The sequence below is a fragment of the Seonamhaeicola sp. S2-3 genome (genome assembly GCF_001971785.1).
GTDB lineage: Bacteria > Bacteroidota > Bacteroidia > Flavobacteriales > Flavobacteriaceae > Seonamhaeicola.
Genome location: NZ_CP019389.1, coordinates 832,216 through 851,208 on the forward strand (window position 1 = coordinate 832,216; position 18,993 = coordinate 851,208).

Sequence of the window (18,993 nt, forward strand, 5' to 3'; positions counted from 1 at the left end):
AATCTTAAGAATTCCTCGCAGCTTGCTGCGGGGTCATTCATGTTTTTTTATTACCTCAATAGCCTTTTCTAATAGTTCGTCTTTTCCATTTTTAATTCCCTCAATAGTTGGTTTTATTTCCACATCAGGTATTATCCCAATCCTTTGAGTTTCTGTTCCATCTGGATAATAAACTCCGATACCAGATATTCTAGTAAGTAATCCTCCTGGTAAATATAATGACGAAACATTTCCATCTGCTCCAGCTGTTTGACTACCCACAATAGTTGTATTATCTCCAGCTTTAAATGCCATGGCTGTATATTCCGCCATACTTTGTGTAATTTCATTAACCAAAACTATTAATCTCCCTTTATAAGTTTCCTCTCCTTTTGGAATATCCAAGGCATCTGTAAAATTAAACTCTCCAGGATTATCCAAATTAAAATTGGTAAATTTCACAAAAGGGGTTGATGTAGAAACAAAATAAGATCCTAAAGTAAATGGTACAAACGTTGAAGGATAGTTACGAATATCAATAACAATCCCCTTTGTATTTTTAAAAGCTTCTTTAATAACAGGAATATCTTCTTTCTTTATAAATTCTAAAGACAAATAACCTATATCCCCCTCTATAACTTTATAACATTTATCACCAGTCCATTTATGCCAATTTTTATTCAAAATGTTCTCCTTATATAGAGGCAAAAGGTGTTGACGTTTTTTATCATTTGAAATATAATCAATACTAATTTCTTTTTCATTTGAACGTAAAATATCTCTAGAAATATCTCTCAATTTAGCTGCTTCATTAGATGCCGGATAATAGGGACTAATGCTATCAAGAATAAATTTGACAGGTTTATTGTTAATGCGTGTTATGATATCTCCAATTTCTAATTTAGAAATTTCTTTTAATTCGGGGTTATAATAATCAGTAACCACTAACTTATTATCAATAAATTGAGTGCTAAACGGAGGATAAAAATTTCCTCTTATGTTTTGTACATTATTGAAACCTACTGACGTAGTTGCATGCGTGTCATTTATCTCTCCTATCAATTCAATACAAGCTAATTCATATTCCAATTTATTTTTAGTATTTATAAATTTTGGAATATTTACTTTTAAAACATCGTTCCAATTTTTATCTATCAAGTGTTTATTTGGATAAAAATAATGAATCATATTCCAATATCTATAAAGAGCTAATAGTTTAAATGCCTTATCTTTATAAGACATATTGTAATAAAGTTCTTCATTTATAAATTTGGGATTACCAGCATAATCAATATCAATATAAAAATGCTCTCCTTGTGATCTATTTTCATAAATATTAGTTAATTCTATAATTAGCTGAGAATTTAACTCAAAATCATTAAACCAAAACAGGTCAGGCTTTAAAAATGCTTGTGAAGAAGTTTCTTTACATTCGGCACACTTATCTAATTCTCCATATTTAGAAATCCAATTAAGTAGAAATTGATCTCTTTCTTGTTTACTTTTTATATTTAGATATTTTGGAAGCATCCGAAAAAGTTCATAGTCCCAATTATAATTGCCTTTGCATACTTCTGGATGATTATATTTTAAAAACCCCCAAATTTTACCTAACAATTCTAAATTATTAATAAGTTGTTCATTAAGTTTTGGAAAAACAATTTTTGAACCTAAATCAAATTCTTTATCTAAAGTTGCCTTATATACAGGTTTCTCCCTTTCTTTTAAAGTTTGAACGTTTCTACCATCTATTGTTAATATAAAGTCATCAAACCATGCTTGACCGTTTCCAGTTAAAATACCCCCAACATATATGGTTTTCGAATTTTCAGGATATGGCAATGAAATTGAATATTTCTGCCAATCTTTTGTGCCTTGAATATTTTGACTTTCCATATTATCTCCTGCTAATATTTTATTACTGCCATCAATTCTTAAAAGCAAACCGCTAAATCCATTTTCCACATTTTTAATTTTCATATAACCTTCAAGTCGAATAAATTCTCCTTTATAGTTAGCTGGAATTTTATAGGCTATACATCCAAAGGAGTTTCCTTTTTTATTTGATTTAATCTTTGAAGCATATTTCCCTGAATGAACCGTAATAGTATCAGCCTGTATATTGTAATCTCCCCATTCAAACCAATTGTCAGGAAGCATCATTAAAGAATTGTAATTTTCAAAATCCAGATTGTATTTATTTAAAGTTTGACTTTGACAAGAGCCAAAATAGAAACTTATTAAAACAACACATGTGTATTTAATTTTTATCATTTTATTATACTTAAATAAACAAGAAATTTGGGTTTTTAAATATAAAAAGAATTATATTTAATATGTAGTTTTTTTCTCAACATATTTATATATTTAACAACATTGTTTGCAATGTATTAAATACTAGGGTTTCTAATAAATGGCTAACACGGTTCAATTTGTGCCAGTGATTTCGGAGTTATTGTGCCATTAATTTCGGTTCAAATTGTGCCACTTATAACGGTTCGATTTATGCCAACTGGAAATTATTTAGACCAAAACGTTTCGATTTGTGCCAATGTTTCCGTTTCAATTTGTGCCACTTTAAGAGATCAAGTAATTACCTTATCGTTTAAAAAGCGATATGGCCAACACACTTGATCCTATGGACCTAAAACAGATTATCAACTTAAAACAGGACGGTTATAGCAACCGCCAAATTGGAGCCACTCTTGGCATCTCCCGCAACACTATAAATAGCTATATACACCTATTTAAAGGTAGTGGCTATAGTTTTAAGGAGTTATTAAAGCTAGATAACCACGCTCTGGAAAAGCTCTTCACTTCCCATACAACCATAAATAACAAACGCTATGATGAACTGATGCTTTATTTTGAAAGCATCAATAAGGCCCGGAACCACCCAGGATTTACTTTTTTACATCACTATACCGACTATAGTCAAAAGGTGAAGAACCCTTATGGTTACACCCAGTTCATGGCACACTACCATCGTAAATACGCCAAGATCAAGGGTTCTATGAAACTTGAACACGAAGCAGGAAAAGAGATGTTCGTGGACTTTGCCGGAAAAAAACTTCAGATTGTAGATAAAAATACAGGTGAAATACTTCCAGTAGAGGTCTTTGTTGCCATCCTGCCCAATAGCCAGTACACCTATGTTGAGGCCTGCATGGGCCAAAAGCGTGAAGATTTTATAAGTTGTTGCGAAAACGCCCTTCACTTCTACGGGGGCGTGCCCAAGGCCATCGTATCGGACAACCTGAAATCTGCCGTTACCAGATCCAGTAAATACGAAGCCCAGATAAACAGGAGTTTTAAAGACTTTGCGCGTCATTATAACTGCGTGGTCAATCCAACCCGCAGTTACTCTCCCCAGGACAAAGCGCTAGTGGAAAACGCTGTGCACCTGGCCTATCAACGCATTTATTATCCACTTCGGGAGATGACCTTTTTCTCTTTGGCAGATCTAAACAAACAAATAAGATTGCTTTTAGAACGCTACAATAACCTGCTGTTCCAGCGCAAAGAGGCCAGTCGTCTGGAGCTCTTCCAAACCGTGGAACGGGAATATCTAAAACCATTGAGCGGTACACGCTATGAGATAAAGGAATACAAAAGAGCTAAAGTTCAGAAAATAGGCTATATCTATTTTTCGCCGGACAAGACCTACTACAGCGTCCCGTACCGTTACATCGGCAAGGAAACCACCCTGCACTATACCAAAGGCATGGTAGAGGTGTATTATAACCAACAGCGCATAGCTACGCACCAACGTAGCGGCGCAAAAGGGGCATACATAACCAACAAGGACCATCTTAGTAGCTCCCATAAGCAATACAGCCAGTGGAGCCCCCAATACTTTAAGAACAAGGCGGCTGCCCATGGTAGTTATGTTGCAGCGTGTGTAGAACAGATCATTGCCGCTCTGGACTATCCTGAAACAGGGTACAAAAGGGCCATGGGCGTTATACAGCTCCATAAATCTTATGGCTCCCAAAGGTTGGACAATGCTTGCAAAAGAGCCCTACAGGCTGATGCCGTAAGCTATAACAGGATAAGCAATATCCTGAAAAACAACCTAGACCAAAGTTCTTTATTCCTGCAAGAAGAAACAGACCGAAGTTCGCACATCCCCAAGCATGCGAACATCCGTGGGGCATCCAATTACAAATAAAGCAACATAAAAAAATCACTTAAATTTTATACGGATATGAATACAAACCACACCATCGAGAAACTCAGAAAAATGAGATTGACGGCCATGGCCGAGCTCCACCGCAACCACCTTAGTGACAACCGCATAGAAGGCCTTACTCCAGACCAGTATCTGGCATTGCTTACCGACCACCAATGGGAAGACCTTCAGAACCGGAAGATAAAAAGACTGATAACCCAAGCCGCCTTTAAGCAGGGAGCGACCCTTGCAGATATCGATTATCTACACAACAGAAACTTGGATAGAAATATGTTCGAGCGTTTGGCTGCTCTGGATTTTATACAAAAAAAGGAAAACTTGATCATTACAGGGGCCTCTGGGGTGGGCAAAAGCTATATCGCCCAGGCATTGGGGCACCAAGCATGTATGATGGACAAAAGGACGCTATACACAAATACGGCCAGACTGATGAAACGGTTAAAGCTAAGCAAAGTAGACGGCACCTATCTCAAAGAACTTGGAAAACTATTAAAAGTTGACCTGCTTATCCTTGATGATTTTGGATTGCAGAGCTTCGACAATCATGACAGGGAAGCGCTTATGGATATAATAGATGAAAGACATAATAAAAACGCAACTATTATTGCATCTCAGATACCGGTATCTGCCTGGTATGATATTATTGGTGAAAGTACCATCGCCGACGCTATACTAGATCGTATCGTTAACTCATCGCACAGGATAAACCTTACTGGAGAATCCTTGAGAAAAGGAAAATTGAAAGAACAGTATTAATTAAATTTAACTATTATTGTATGATCTCTTAAAGTGGCACTGTTTGACCGAAATACGTGGCATGGTCACACCGAAATAGCCACGATTCAAGCTTAAGTGCTATTGCTATTTTCAATAAGGTCTTAAGAGTTGGATTTCCTATTCCGTGCTCATAACGACTAAAACCTCCTGGGTCGATGTTTGAAGAAGCTTCTATACTGTTAGAGAGTTTTGGGTAGGCTAAATTAAAGAAATGAGCCTCTTTTCATAAACTTTCTTTGTCCAATTCAAAATCAATATCCAATAAATCTTTTGGATGCACATTCAAACCTTTAGCAAGACCCAATAATGATGAGAATTGAAAAATTCTCCTGTAACAGGAACCGTGCACAGGTAGGGAAAAGAAGACTTTAAACGAATTAGCGTTTCTTAAAATATCCGAAGAATTCAAGACTATAATTCAGACACAAAACAGAGTTATGAACAAATTCAAAATCTTTCATCATCAAAAAAATCTTTCAAGGATATATTTATCATATTGCAAAAACGACGTATTGAGTGAATCGAAATTCCTCTTTTATCATTTTGATTCTCCCATCTGTTCAATAATTGTCTATCAATATAGTTATCCCTTGCAAAATGAGCCTGTATAGGATTGATTTTTATCCTCAACTCTTTTATTCTGTCGGCAACCTTTTTGTTGAAAATTATATCATCATGTCGTTCTTCAGCCATAACGCAATTTTGACATAATTCAAAAAATTATCGTAAACACTTTGGTTTACATTTAATAATTTTATTATATTAGCAATAGAAATATCAATACTGCTTTTGTTCTACACTAACATTTGAAACAATTGCATCAACCCCACCCTAGAAAACTGGTAATTTTATAGAAGTGGGACCATAAGTTAAGGCTCACGTTCTATTGCGTGAGCCACTTATTAATTCTTAACACTGCATTCTTTATAAAGAATTGCAAGCTTTTAAGCTTAAAAAGATGAAACACAACTCTTGTACATCTGGCCATAACAAAACCTTCCAAAACCATTTGGTGCTGGAAGTGTCCGTGTTCGACATCCTTTTTAAAAAGAAACCCAAGAACCCCATATAAGGGCCTTGTTATGGGATCCACGATACATCTTTTCCGGAATCCACGATACCATTTTATCCCATAACCACATTTCTTCCATCTTTTTTGCATCCGGACAATACCCGTTAACACCTTTAACATGCCTTGACATGGCCTTTTGTTGCCATATACCAAGGTCATACTGATTGAATATTCATTAATCCAAACCTAAAAACACCATACGTCTATGGCATAGAACGAACAAAAAAAAAGCCTCCCAGAAACTTTTGCAGGGTCTTAAGGAGGCCACGATCCAACAGTACATGTTAAATCTTAATCCAAAATTATGAAAAATAATCCATTATTTATGGGCAGGTACCATCTGTTCCATCTTTTCCTTGTCCTGATGCTTTCCGTTTCCGTCCACGCCTTGGATGGGCTTCCAATACAACAGAACGAGGTTTCCGGTGTGATAACAGATGGCCTCGGTATGCCCTTGGCTGGGGTCGCCGTTACCATACAGGACACGCAAAAGGGCACAATTTCCGACTTCAACGGCTCCTACTCTCTATTGGTACACCCCGATGACAAACTGGTCTTTTCATTTCTCGGCTACAAACCCCAGACCATTTCCGTGGACGGCCGATCGTCCATAAACGTCAAATTGGAGCCGGGTATCACCGACCTGGGCACCGTAGAAATCAACGCGGGTTACTATACCGTAAGGGACAGGGAGCGCACGGGCAACATTGCGAAGCTGGAGGCCAAGACCATTGAAAAACAGCCCGTCAACAATCCCCTTTCCGCCATGCAGGGGCACCTGGCCGGGGTGAACATCGTACAGTCCACTGGCGTTCCCGGCGGCGGTTTCGAGATCAATATCCGCGGTCAGAACTTTATCAACGGAAGCACCGAACCGCTCTACATCCTAGACGGCGTACCCATGGGCAGTACCTCGTTGGAGACCTTCTGGGTCTCTTCGGGCATCAATGGTGGGAACGTGACCCCCCTCAATGCCATCAACCCCAACGACATTGAAAGTATCGAAGTTTTGAAGGATGCCGATGCCACCGCCATTTACGGATCACGTGCCGCCAACGGGGTCGTGCTCATCACCACCAAAAAGGGAAAGGCCGGCAGGATGCGGTTTCGGGCCAATGTGAGCAGTTCCCTTGGGCAGGTATCCAACTTTGTCGATCTGATGGATACCCAACAGTATCTCAAGGCACGCCGTGAGGGCATCATCAATGATGGTCGCGGCGATGACCTGGACAATCCTTCCTATGATTACCTCTGGCCCGACCTGAAAACCTGGGAACAGGACCGCCATACCGATTGGCAAAAGGAGCTGATCGGGGGCACGGCCTACCGCAACCAAGCACAGCTCTCCGTGTCCGGGGGAAGTGAGCGCACCCAGTTCCTGGCCAGCGGGAGCATCCAAAAGGAGACCACCGTGTTTCCCGGGGATTCCAATTACAAAAAGGCCGCTTTCCACAACACGCTGAACCACCGCTCCGAGGACGGCCGATTTTCCTTAAACCTCTCTACCCTTTATACCCGTGAGCACAACAAACTGCCGCGTACAGACCTGACCGGTGAGGCCTATAGCTTGGAGCCCAATGCCCCGACACTCTATGACGAGGACGGACAGCTCAATTGGGAGGACAATACCTGGGACAACCCCTTGGCCTCCCTATTGGAGGACTACCAGGCCAAAATCAATACCCTTGTGGCCAACGGCAGCATATCCTATAAAATATTAACGAACCTGGAATTCAGGACCAATATGGGCTTCAACACCTATAATCTGGATTCTTACAGGCTATTGCCCCACAATGCCCGTAACCCCCGATTTGGCTTTACCCCGCAGAGCTATTCCTCCATCACCCTGAATTCATCCAACCGCCAATCGTGGATAATTGAGCCCCAGCTCCATTGGAACGGCGATTGGAAAAACCTTGATATCAAAATCCTGTTGGGCGGCACCTTCCAACAGCAGAATTCCGAACAGCTCGTCCAAAGGGGAAGGGGCTTCCCCAACAACAGCCTACTGTTCAACCTATCGGCTGCGAACAGCCTCAATATATACGAGGATTCCGATAGCGACTACCGTTACAGTGCCCTGTTCGGGCGCATCAACCTCAATTGGAAGCAGCGTTATATCCTTAACCTGACGGGACGTCGCGATGGTTCCTCCCGATTTGGCCCCGGACGGCAGTTCGGTAACTTTGGGGCGGTGGGCATCGCATGGCTCTTTTCGGAAGAACCCTTTTTAAAGAACAGTGCCATACTCAGCTTCGGAAAACTGCGGGGCAGCTACGGCACCACGGGCAGCGACAATATTGGGGACTACCAATTCCTGGGCACCTACAGCGTAACAGGCGACGATTACAATGGGGTGTCCACCTTAGCGCCCTCGGGCATCGCCAACCCGCTGTTCGGATGGGAGGTCAACAAAAAACTGGAAGTGGGCCTTGAACTGGGCCTGCTTAAAAACAGGGTTTCACTAAATACCTCGTGGTACCAAAACCGATCCTCCAACCAGCTTATCGGACTGCCCCTGGCGGCCACCACGGGATTTTCCCAACTGACGGGCAATTTCGACGCCACCGTGGAGAACACCGGAATGGAAATCGAGCTGCGCAGCCAGAATATACAGGGCGGTCATTTTTCATGGAACACGACCTTCAACCTAACCCTACCCAAGAACCGATTGGTGGCCTTCCCCGGTTTGGAGTCATCCGCCTTTGCCGAGGACTATATCATCGGCAGGCCACTTTCCATCGTCCACCTGTACCGCTCCCTTGGTGTAGACCCCCAAACGGGTCTCTACCTGTTCGAGGACTTTAACGGCGATGGCAACATTACCAGTTCGGAAGACCAAAAGCACATCGATGATTTTGCCCCCGAACTCTACGGCGGGTTGGGCAACACCTTCTCCTATAAAAACCTGTCGTTGGACCTCTTCTTTCAGTTCAAAAAGCAACGGGGCTACAACCATCTGCGTACCTATCCCGCTGCCGGACTGCGAGGCAATGCCCCCGTAGCCCTATTGGACTATTGGCAGCAGCCCGGGGACACCGCCACCATCATGAAGGCCACGGCCGGACTGGACCGTAGCCATTCTGCCAGCCGCAGCAATCTGAGGCGCAGCAGTGCCGCGGTGTCCGATGCCTCCTTTGTCCGATTGCGGAACATATCCCTAACCTATACCCTGCCCAAAGGTATCGGCGAGGGACTCGACCTGAACGTTTACCTCCAGGGGCAGAACCTTTGGACACTGACCGATTTTAACGGGCCGGACCCCGAACAGCCCTCACGTATCATCCTGCCCCCACTCAGACAGATCACACTTGGACTGCAACTTGGCTTTTAACCATAAAAAATTATCCTTATGACATCTATACGTATCAACACTATTATCTCCCCGAAATGTTCCTTTTGGCTTCCTCTAGCTCGGAATGTCAAGCCTTTGATTATTTTCATTCTGGCCACGGCACTGTGGGACTGTTCGGAATTCGTGGAAGTGGATCCTCCCAAGAACACCTTGGTCTCGGAAACGGTATTCTCCAATCCCGCCACCGTGGAATCCGCACTGACCAACATCTATCTGGAAATGCGCGACCAGAGCATGGCCTCCGGCCGCAACGGGCTCAGTATCCTTATGGGCCTCTACGCCGACGAGCTGGACTATTTTCTGTCCAATACCGATTATACCGAATTCCATGGCAACGTGCTCACCCCAACCAATGGTATCGTGACCTCTTGGTGGGGACAGGCCTATAATACCATTTATGCCGCCAACGATATCATTGAGGGCATGGACGCCCCCAACGGTCTGACCGATGAAGAACGCGACCGATTCAAGGGGCAAGCACTGTTCGTACGGGCCTATATGCACAGCCTGCTCGTGGGGCTTTTTGGGGACATCCCCTATATCGCCACCACGGATTATGTGGCCAATGGTTCTGCATCTCGGATGCACACAGTTTCCGTTTATGGGCTTATCATTGAAGACCTAGAATTGGCCATCGACCTTATGGATTCCGAAAGCCCTACGGAAGGTCGGGTCGTGCCCAGTTCAGACACCGCCAAGGCCCTTTTGGCCAGAATGGCCCTGTATGCCGAGGATTGGGAACTGGCCGAATCGACCGCCAGCGGACTCATAGCCGACTATGTACTGGAACCCGATATCACCAAGGTCTTCCTAAAGGAATGCCCCGAGACGCTCTGGCAGTTCCGTCCCAACGGGATTTCGGATATGAACACCTATGAGGGCACTGCCTTTATCATCAATGCCATTCCTGGACAGGCCTATGCCCTGAGCGATGCCCTTTTGGCCGCCTTCGAACTGGGCGACCTAAGGCTGGAACATTGGGTGGGCAGCCACACCAGCAACGATGGGCTCACCACCCTCTTCTACCCCCACAAGTACAAAAAGACCTTCAGTGACGAGGAATCCACCGAGCACTCCATAGTCTTCAGGCTCGCCGAACAGTACCTCATTCGTGCGGAGGCCCGAGCCCGATTGGGCGATATTCCGGGGGCCAGCAACGACCTCAATGCCATCAGGCAACGCGCGGGGCTGGAAAACACCTTGGCCGACAACCAAAGCGCGCTCCTTTTGGCCATTCTCAGGGAACGCCGATTGGAACTCTTTACCGAGCACGGCCAGCGGTGGTACGACCTCAAACGGATGGGACTCGCCAATGATGTCCTGGCACCCGTCAAACCCAATTGGCAGCCAACGGACCTGCTGCTCCCCCTACCGGAGGACGAACTGGAGAACAACCAAAACCTGCGCCCACAGAACCCCGGGTATTGATGGAACACGGAAAGCACTTTAAAACAAGAAACTCATGAAAACCTATATTCCCCATATATTGATGGCCTTTTTTCTTTTGGGGCTCTTTTGCTGGGCCAAGGCAGCTCCAAGACCCAAGGACATGACCCCTGTGGCCGTAAAGCGCTACCTGGATGGATTTTTAAGAACGGAGTTTGACGGCAACAGGCTTTATCTGCAAATCCCCCGTTCGGTTTTGAACGATACCATACTGATGGTCTGCCACCACGATGGCTACCACCACGATTACAGACAGGTGGTCTGGACGGAACGGCACGACAAAATACTTCTGGAAGCGGTCAGGGCGACCTCGCTGACGGGCGTCACCATCCCCATTCACGACGCCCCGAAGGCCAAGCACACGACCCTGGCCGCATTTCCAAACATCAGGGAACGTAGTGGCCCTAAGACCATATTTATCGATATCACCGAACTGTTCTTGAAAGTGGACCTGGGCTGGAACCTGGGTACGGCCATAAAAGACCTATCGTATATCGAAAGTACGCTCAATCTGGACAACGAGACCATGGTCAGGACCATCCACACCACTGCCAATGGCAAGGCCAACCATACCGTTGGATTGGACTTTAGCTTTTATCGGTTGCCCAGGCCCATGCAGCCCAGACTCTTTGACCATCGCGTGGGTTTCTTCTGTGAGGACAAGCATAGCACCATTAGTTACAGATTGCATAATCCACGGGCAGCCATTACAAGATGGCGGCTGGAAAAGAAATATCCCAACCAGGACATCAGCGTCCCCATAGCCCCCATCACCTTTACCCTGTCCAAGGACATCCCCAAAAAATGGCGGCCCTATGTCAGGGCGGGCATCCTCGCTTGGCTACCACCCTTCGAAGCCGCAGGCTTTAAGGATGCCATAGAGGTCAACGATTCCTTTGAAGGGGACAGCGGCCTATTGGAGAGCAGCGTGAACCATGCCATGGTACGCTGGAGAAAGCTCGAAGGGGTCAGGGGGTTCGAGGATGGCGGGGGCTCTACCGTATCGTCCATTATCGACCTGCGTTCCGGGGAGATCCTAAAATCCGACATCATCATCAACTCCTCACTACAGCACTTGGCGGACAAGTATTTTATCCGGTGCGCGCCCTTGGACGAACGTGCCCAGCAGTATCCTTTTCCCGATGACCTTATGGGCGAACTCATCCAGTCCGTGGTCTCCCATGAAACGGGACATGCCCTGGGGCTGATGGATGCGAATTATGGGGAACATGCCTACCTGCTTGAAAAGCTTCGCGACCTTGACTGGTTGGAGCGCATGGGGCATACCCCGAGCATCATGAGCTATGCTCGCCACAATAACCTGCCACAGCCAGAAGACGGCATTCCGCCGTCCCTATTAGTGCAGAGGACCGGGCCTATAGACACCTATAATATCCGTTGGGGCTATACCCCGTTCCATAATACCGACTTTAGGGAGGAGCAACATTTTCTGGAACAGATCGTGCGCGAACAGGATACCGTGGCCTGGTACCGCTATACCAAGGGCGGGTTCGAGACCATCGGCCCCGGTTTCACCAATGAGGTCGTGGAGAGCGACGACCCTATTGGGAGCACGGCATTGGCACTGAAAAACATGGAGCGTACCTTGGATATTTTATCAGAAATCAACAAAAAGGAAAAGGACTTCGCCCTGGCCGAAAGGCTCTACGACAAGCTCCTCGAACTATGGCGGTTGCATTTGGTCAGGGTCATGTCCATGGTCGGGGGCTATACCGTACAGTATAAGTCCCCATCCCAAGAGGGCAATATGTATTGGCCAATACCCTACGCTGAGCAAATAGAGGCCCTGGACTTCCTTTTGGAACAGGCCCTTTCCCCACCAGAGTGGCTGGCCGCTCCTAATGTCTTAAAAAGGAAACGCTATTCCACCCATCCAGATCACATTTTGGAAATGCAGGCCCGGTTGCTCTATGAACTGCTCCGCTCTGAAAGGTTGAAGCGTCTGGAGCACTTGGAAAATTATGGAACTTACGATGGTATTGCCGAAAGAGTTATGGAGCGGCTGCAAACAGCTCTATTTGAAAGTTTCTTTGAGGATTCCGAAGGTACGTATACCAGGACCATGGCCTTACAGGAAATCTATATCCAGAGATTGCTACAGAACCTGGAACAGGGACCATCCTCCATTCAAGCAGAAAAAAACAGGTCTGTACATTCCGCCCGCTCCAAGGCGCTGTTCATGGCACAGCTGATCGGTCTCAGGCAACAGATATCGGACAACATGGACCGGTTCCAAACGGAAGCGGCACAGGGCCATGCCATGCGCATGCTGAAATTGATGAAGGACCTTTGATTTTTTCATGTCTTGATCCTGGCCATTTTGATGGCCAACTTTTGTGTTAGTCGAAAAAAGGTGTCCCAAATGGGGACACCTTTTTGTGGTCATACAACACGAACGGATTAATCCTTTTCGTATAGAGGTATGGTTCGGTCTTCATCAGCGAACACAGGTTGCTCTTCATAGAGACAGGCCTCTGTTCCCGAAGGTGGACAGTCTACACCACCGGGCACTTCCTCTATCTGATTAGTAATGGGGTCCCAATAGTACCCTTGCTGGTTCACTTCACTTGATACGGTGGCGAACGACAGGCCAATGGCCAGTACCATCACCAAGGCCGGCAACAGCCCTTTCAATACTTTCGTTTTCATAATATTAAATTTTAAATTAATGGCCTACTCTGTTTTACAGGTTTTCGGCCTTCCCCCTGGCACTGCACAGTATATTTTAAAGTGTTTTTATTTTTGTTGGTGTTTTAAATGAATTCCTATGATGGCCAAAAGCACAAACACCAGATTGAACACCAAATGTTCCGTCCAGCCCATTTGTGACAGCACCCCGCCACAGGCACAGGGCATGTGTTCGCTGAAACTCAGCACCAAGGCGATATATACCGTAAAGGCCACCATCAATCCCAAACTGGTATAGAGTGCCGTCAAGGTAGTTTTCGGAAGCAGATAAAGTGTTACAATGAATAATTCTAAGGTCGGGATGCCCCACGCCAATAAATCGGCATAGTCAGAAATGAACGGAAAGCGCCCCAATTGCCCCCTGAACTGTTCCATATCGAATAGCTTGGACGTTGCGGCATAGGTGAACAGCAGCACGTAAAGCAGAACGATACATTTTGTAATGGCTTGGTGGTCAAATTTTATGCGGCCCATAGCTTTTGGTTTGATATGGTAAAGTTCCGCAGTAAATTTTATTTTTAAGGGATGAAGCCTTGCCCCTAAAGGATTCCGTATAAATTGGATTGTTTTGGGTCTAAAAACCCGTCAATTCACTTATCCTTCCCGAATGCCTTTTTCTGAAGTTCGCTGGGCGTATAGCCATAGTGCTTTTTAAAGCTACGTGAAAAATGCGCCGTACTCTTGAAGCCCGTCATATGGGCGATGGCCTTAATGGACTGGTCGCTGAACTGGATCATCATCTTGGCCTTTCTGAGGCGTTCACGCAGCAAAAAGCGGTGCACGGTAATGCCATAGAGTTCCTTGAAACCGTATTTCAGCTTGAATTCGTTGGTACCAAGCTGTAGTGCGAACTCCTTCAGCGACGGGAGCTCGCTGTCCAGATTGTTCAGGATAATATCGTGCCCCTTGCGTATCTTATGCACATCCTCAAAGCTCAGGCGTGGCTTGGCCTTTTGGGGCGTGTTTTTGCCCAGTGCCTCCTTATTCTTGGAATGCCCGACCACCTGCCCTTTCAGGCGCTTTTCGATGAGTTCTTGGCTATTGGTCTGGTGAATGGCGGTTATCAAGGTCTGCCTGGGTTTGTGTCCTGTTTCAAAAGTGGTAATGTAACAGACCTTCGGGATGGTCAGTTTACTAACCGTTTTAAAATGGAGTTCGATTCTTGTATCATAAAACGATTTCTTTTGCAGGTTCGTCCATTTTTGTTTCCACTTGCTTTTTGAAGTTTCCGTGAGCAGATCTTCGAACAGTCTGCCGACAATATCGGACTGGAGCATCGACAGGAGGTTGCAGCCCTCTTGATTGGCCATGGCCACCATACCATTGTGGTCCAGAACGAAGCTCATCTGTACCATGTGCACGATACTACTGTCCGTGTTCACATAGCCTTGGTGCTTTATGAAAGCCTCTATTTCCTCAGCCAACATGTTCAGGGTCACCATCAGGACCTCCGTCGTATCGTTCCTTGAACTGCGCTCCAAGCGGTAAAAGAAGTTGCCCGAAGCCATTTCCAATAGCATCCGGTTGATCTGCTGCATCCGTTTCTTTTTGCTCTTTTTGCCCATTGCACGGTTCATTTAAGGCCATCCTTCCCTTCAACGAAGGGCCTCAAAAATTTCAGGGCCTCTTCCTTTTTCTTAAAGGATCTGGTGGGGATGGGCGGATAGCTGGTACGGATATAGAACTGAGACATGGCCTCGGACACGGCAGGCTCCACTAGGAAGGCGACCGCCCGAATCAGGGTGGAGCCCTCTATGGCCAGATAGTGGCGGGCGGGCTTGTTGATACCGGCAACGCTCCTCACATCACAGAGCACCGGCAGCGCACGTCCCTCGTGCAGGGCTATCCGGTCGTCCACGATGCGGATGGCCGCATCGAGGTCGATGTAGATACGGTTGTGGTAGGTCACATGGAGTATGCCCCCTTCCAACCGATAGGACGAATAGTCATTTTCAAAATATCGGCACATGGTTCAGAAAACTGGTAAATGACGATAAACTTACAAAATTATCAACAAACGAACTGATAATATGACACTTGAACCCCGTAACCATGGAGCTTTTGTTGCCCTATAAGGATTTAAGGTTGACCGTAAGGGATTTTGGAACACACCCGTTTTCCAAAACGCTACAAATGGCGTTAACTTTTATGACATAAAAATCAAACGACATGGCAAAGATCAAGCACAACAACTTTTTGGACACCGTAAACGCGGTCTTTACGGACGCCAAACAGGAGGGCATCCTCCACCTCTACGCCAAGGGCGGCTCCTTTTCGGGGCGCACCATTGGCATAGGCGAACGGAAACTGTTCCATTTTGGGACCACGGGCTATCTGGGGCTCGAACAGGACATGAGGCTCAAAAGGGCCGCCGCCGATGCCATCATGGCCTATGGCACCCAGTTCCCGCTCTCCAAATCCTACATCTCACACCCCCTATACGACCAATTGGAGGAAAAGGTCACGACGATGTACGGCAGCCCCATCATCATCACCAAGAACAGCACCCTCGGGCATTTGGGGGTCATCCCCAGCGCGGTCAGCGACCGGGACGCCATCATACTCGACCACCAAGTGCATTGGAGCGTACAGAGTGCCTCCAAGGTGCTCAAGAACCGGAGCGTCCCCATAGATATGGTGCGCCATAACGACCTGAATATATTGGAGGACAAAATAAAATCGCACTCCAATAAACGGGAGCGCATCTGGTACATGGCCGATGGCATCTATTCCATGTACGGCGATTATGCCCCCATCAGGGAACTCATGGCTCTTTGTAACAGATACCCCCAACTCTTCCTCTACATAGACGATGTCCACGGCATGGGCTGGATCGGGAAAAACGGCACGGGCTACGCACTGTCCGAGCTCGGGGAACTGCCCGATAACGTCCTGCTCTTCGGCACCCTGAGCAAGACCTTTGGGGCCAGTGGGGCCGTACTGGCATGTGCCGACAAAAAAATGCACAATAAAATAAAAACGTTCGGTGGGCCGCTCACCTTTTCCGCACAGTTGGAGCCGGCCTCCGTGGCAGCGGCCATCGCCTCGGCGGACATACACCTCTCTCCCGAGATCTATGAACTACAGAACGACCTGCGCGGTCGCATCCAATATTTCAATGGCCTGTTACAGGATACCGACCTGCCCCTTGTCGACCACAACAATTCCCCCGTATTCTACATCGGTACGGGCATGCCCAAAACGGGCTATAACTTTGTGAACCGGCTCATGAAGGAGGGCTATTACGTCAACCTCGGACTGTTCCCCGCCGTGCCCGTCAAGAACACCGGGGTGCGCATCACCATCTCACGGCACAACCAGAAAAAGGAGATAAAAGGCCTGATCGAGGCCATGGCCTACCATTTCCCGAAAGCATTGGCTGACACCAATACCACGCCCCAACGGGTGTTCCATGCCTTTAAGCTGCGCCCCAAGACCAAGGATGATAGCATAGAGCCCCATGGGCTATTGGTCACACTGGAGACCTCTATTGAAAAAATTGACAAAACCATTTGGAACCGCTGTATGGCACATCGGGGCACCTTCGATTGGGACGGTCTCAAGTTTTTGGAGGAAAGTTTCAGCGGCAACGGCCAAAGGGAGCACGATTGGAAATTCTGGTACCTGATCGTCCGTGACCGTAACGGCACCCCTATCCTGGCCACCTACCTCACCCTTTCCCTTTGGAAGGACGATATGCTGGCCCCGCCCAAACTGTCGGCCGAAATCGAGGCCCTGAGAAAGGAGACCCCCTACCACATGACCTCCAAGGTGCTTTCCATGGGCTCGCTATTTACTGAGGGCGGTCACCTTTACTTGGACGCTTCCATGCCATTGAAGCACAGGGCACTGGACATCCTGTTCCAGAACTTGGAACGGCTTGAAAAGCAGCACGGCGCCAAAATGGTGGTGCTCCGGGACTTTGGGGAGAACGATGCCCTGCACGCCCATTTTCAGGGACAGGGCTTTGTCCGTGTGCAGATGCCGGATTCCTGTTCGGTCCATCTGGATAAGGGCATTTCCATTGGGGATTACATCGGGCAGCTATCGGCACGGAACCGACGGCATTTCAGAAAGGATATCCTGTCCAAAATACCCTTGACCGAAGTTGGAATCATTGAATCTCCCAATCCTGCACAACTGGAACGCATCCGGGAACTATATAATAACGTCCACAGTAACAACCTTGGGCTGAACACCTTTTCGTTTCCCGCCAAGCTGTTCGATAATATGGCCGCCCACCCGAATTGGGAGTTCATTGCCATCGCCCCGAAGGAACGCCCAGAACAAATTATCGGGGCAATGCTCTGTTATAAAAATGGCGGACAGACCTACGTTCCCGCCTTTGTGGGGCTGGACTACGGTTCCAACGAAGTCTACGGCACCTATCGCCAACTGCTCTACCGCACCATCGAACGCGCCATTGACCTGAAATGCCGACAGATCGATCTGGGCATGACCGCCGCCTTCGAAAAGCGCAAGCTCGGTGCCCTTGTCGAGGGACGCTATGCCTACCTACAGACCGCGGATAACTATATACTCGAACGCCTTGGTGTTCTTGAGGGCCGGTAATGCCATTCGGCTGTTACTATGGAGTACCAGGATTTGATATCGCAATTTGAGACGGGACTTGAGGGCCTGGAGTCCCGCCATATCGACATCCTACAGAAAGCGGAAACGGGCATCCAGCATACGGAGCGGTGCCTCAAGAGGCTACGGAGTGAAATCGTGGACAAAGGCTTCGACAGTAAACAGGAGGAAATCCACTTCTTCAAGCACGTCAAGCCCCAGATATTCAGCAAGCTCATCTACTACGGCAAGCTGTACGGCATTGAGAGCAAACGCCCCCGCAGCAGCTCCAAGTTCCAGGTCAAGTACCTCAATGCCCAGATCGACAGGCTCCAGGTCTATTTCAACGACAACCTCGAATTCTACCATTACTACCGTAGGGGCGCCACCTCCCTCGACGACCAGTATTTCGTCAGGGGGCGGTCGGACCTGCGCATACCTACGGATTCCTTCCACTTTTTCACCGACGAGCAGTTCTCCACCTGCCAGGACCTGACCGTGGCCACCATCATGGCCTACGACATGCTCATCGTCTACCTGCAACAGGAGATCGCAAAGCTGGAGAACCATACCGATAACCCAAAACCATATCCCATGAGGCAATCATCAAAACTTTTCTGGACGGGCAGCAAGACGGAGCTCATCGAACTGATATACGCCCTACAGGCCAGTGGGGCCATCAACAGCGGCACCGCCGACATCAAGGAAATGGCCACCCATTTCGAGCAGGCGTTCAACATCGACCTGGGCAACTACTACCACACCTTTATCGAGATACGGGCACGCAAGTGCAGCCGTACCAAGTTCCTGGACCGCCTCATCGAGGTGCTCTCAAAGCGTCTGGACGAGTCCGACGCCAATCCATAGATGACCCCAAGTTGGGAAAACCACTGG

Annotated in this window: 13 protein-coding genes; 7 read left to right on the plus strand and 6 right to left on the minus strand. The window is 46.9% G+C overall.

The window, feature by feature from the left end; all coding sequences use genetic code 11:
• Positions 1-33: 33 nt before the first annotated feature.
• Complete coding sequence (locus BWZ22_RS03985) at positions 34-2,253, minus strand: S41 family peptidase (protein WP_076698148.1); 2,220 nt, start codon at positions 2,251-2,253, stop codon at positions 34-36.
• A gap of 343 nt (positions 2,254-2,596) precedes the next feature.
• On the opposite strand from BWZ22_RS03985, the gene istA reads away from it, so the two are divergent.
• Positions 2,597-4,150 carry an IS21 family transposase gene (gene istA / locus BWZ22_RS03990; protein ID WP_076698150.1) on the plus strand — a complete coding sequence of 518 codons (1,554 nt, stop codon included), beginning with the start codon at positions 2,597-2,599 and terminating at the stop codon, positions 4,148-4,150.
• 36 nt (positions 4,151-4,186) lie between these two features.
• Positions 4,187-4,927 carry an IS21-like element helper ATPase IstB gene (gene istB, locus BWZ22_RS03995; protein WP_076698151.1) on the plus strand — a complete coding sequence of 247 codons (741 nt, stop codon included), beginning with the start codon at positions 4,187-4,189 and terminating at the stop codon, positions 4,925-4,927.
• A 468-nt stretch (positions 4,928-5,395) separates the two neighbouring features.
• On the opposite strand, the gene BWZ22_RS04000 is transcribed toward istB, so the two are convergent.
• Positions 5,396-5,641, minus strand: coding sequence for a helix-turn-helix domain-containing protein (locus BWZ22_RS04000; protein WP_076698153.1), 246 nt, complete (start codon positions 5,639-5,641; stop codon positions 5,396-5,398).
• Between the two features lie 683 nt (positions 5,642-6,324).
• On the opposite strand from BWZ22_RS04000, the gene BWZ22_RS04010 reads away from it, so the two are divergent.
• The 3 genes from BWZ22_RS04010 to BWZ22_RS04020 all read left to right on the plus strand — a co-directional run bounded on the left by BWZ22_RS04010 (position 6,325) and on the right by BWZ22_RS04020 (position 13,135).
• A complete protein-coding gene (locus BWZ22_RS04010; RefSeq protein ID WP_076698156.1) occupies positions 6,325-9,354 on the plus strand; it encodes a SusC/RagA family TonB-linked outer membrane protein in 3,030 nt (1,009 codons plus the stop codon).
• A gap of 96 nt (positions 9,355-9,450) precedes the next feature.
• On the plus strand, positions 9,451-10,803 hold the full coding sequence (locus BWZ22_RS04015) for a RagB/SusD family nutrient uptake outer membrane protein (RefSeq protein ID WP_076698157.1): 1,353 nt from the start codon (positions 9,451-9,453) through the stop codon (positions 10,801-10,803).
• A gap of 34 nt (positions 10,804-10,837) precedes the next feature.
• A complete protein-coding gene (locus BWZ22_RS04020) occupies positions 10,838-13,135 on the plus strand; it encodes a zinc-dependent metalloprotease (RefSeq protein ID WP_083692182.1) in 2,298 nt (765 codons plus the stop codon).
• Between the two features lie 107 nt (positions 13,136-13,242).
• Here BWZ22_RS04020 and BWZ22_RS04025 read toward each other — a convergent pair whose 3' ends face one another.
• The 4 genes from BWZ22_RS04025 to BWZ22_RS16580 form a co-directional block, all read right to left on the minus strand.
• The gene (locus BWZ22_RS04025; RefSeq protein ID WP_076698160.1) at positions 13,243-13,491 is read right to left on the minus strand and encodes a DUF6520 family protein; all 249 of its coding nucleotides are present in this window, start codon (positions 13,489-13,491) and stop codon (positions 13,243-13,245) included.
• An 87-nt stretch (positions 13,492-13,578) separates the two neighbouring features.
• On the minus strand, positions 13,579-14,004 hold the full coding sequence (locus BWZ22_RS04030; protein ID WP_076698162.1) for a MauE/DoxX family redox-associated membrane protein: 426 nt from the start codon (positions 14,002-14,004) through the stop codon (positions 13,579-13,581).
• Positions 14,005-14,120: 116 nt separating this feature from the next.
• Positions 14,121-15,095, minus strand: a complete 975-nt coding sequence (locus BWZ22_RS04035) for a helix-turn-helix domain-containing protein (RefSeq protein ID WP_198027644.1) — start codon at positions 15,093-15,095, stop codon at positions 14,121-14,123.
• 8 nt (positions 15,096-15,103) lie between these two features.
• Positions 15,104-15,499, minus strand: coding sequence for a hypothetical protein (locus BWZ22_RS16580; protein WP_076698165.1), 396 nt, complete (start codon positions 15,497-15,499; stop codon positions 15,104-15,106).
• Positions 15,500-15,699: 200 nt separating this feature from the next.
• Between BWZ22_RS16580 and BWZ22_RS04045 the strand changes: the two genes are divergently transcribed.
• Complete coding sequence (locus tag BWZ22_RS04045; RefSeq protein ID WP_076698166.1) at positions 15,700-18,102, plus strand: aminotransferase class I/II-fold pyridoxal phosphate-dependent enzyme; 2,403 nt, start codon at positions 15,700-15,702, stop codon at positions 18,100-18,102.
• Between the two features lie 18 nt (positions 18,103-18,120).
• A complete protein-coding gene (locus tag BWZ22_RS04050; protein ID WP_076698168.1) occupies positions 18,121-18,966 on the plus strand; it encodes an RteC domain-containing protein in 846 nt (281 codons plus the stop codon).
• The last annotated feature ends 27 nt before the right edge of the window (positions 18,967-18,993 follow it).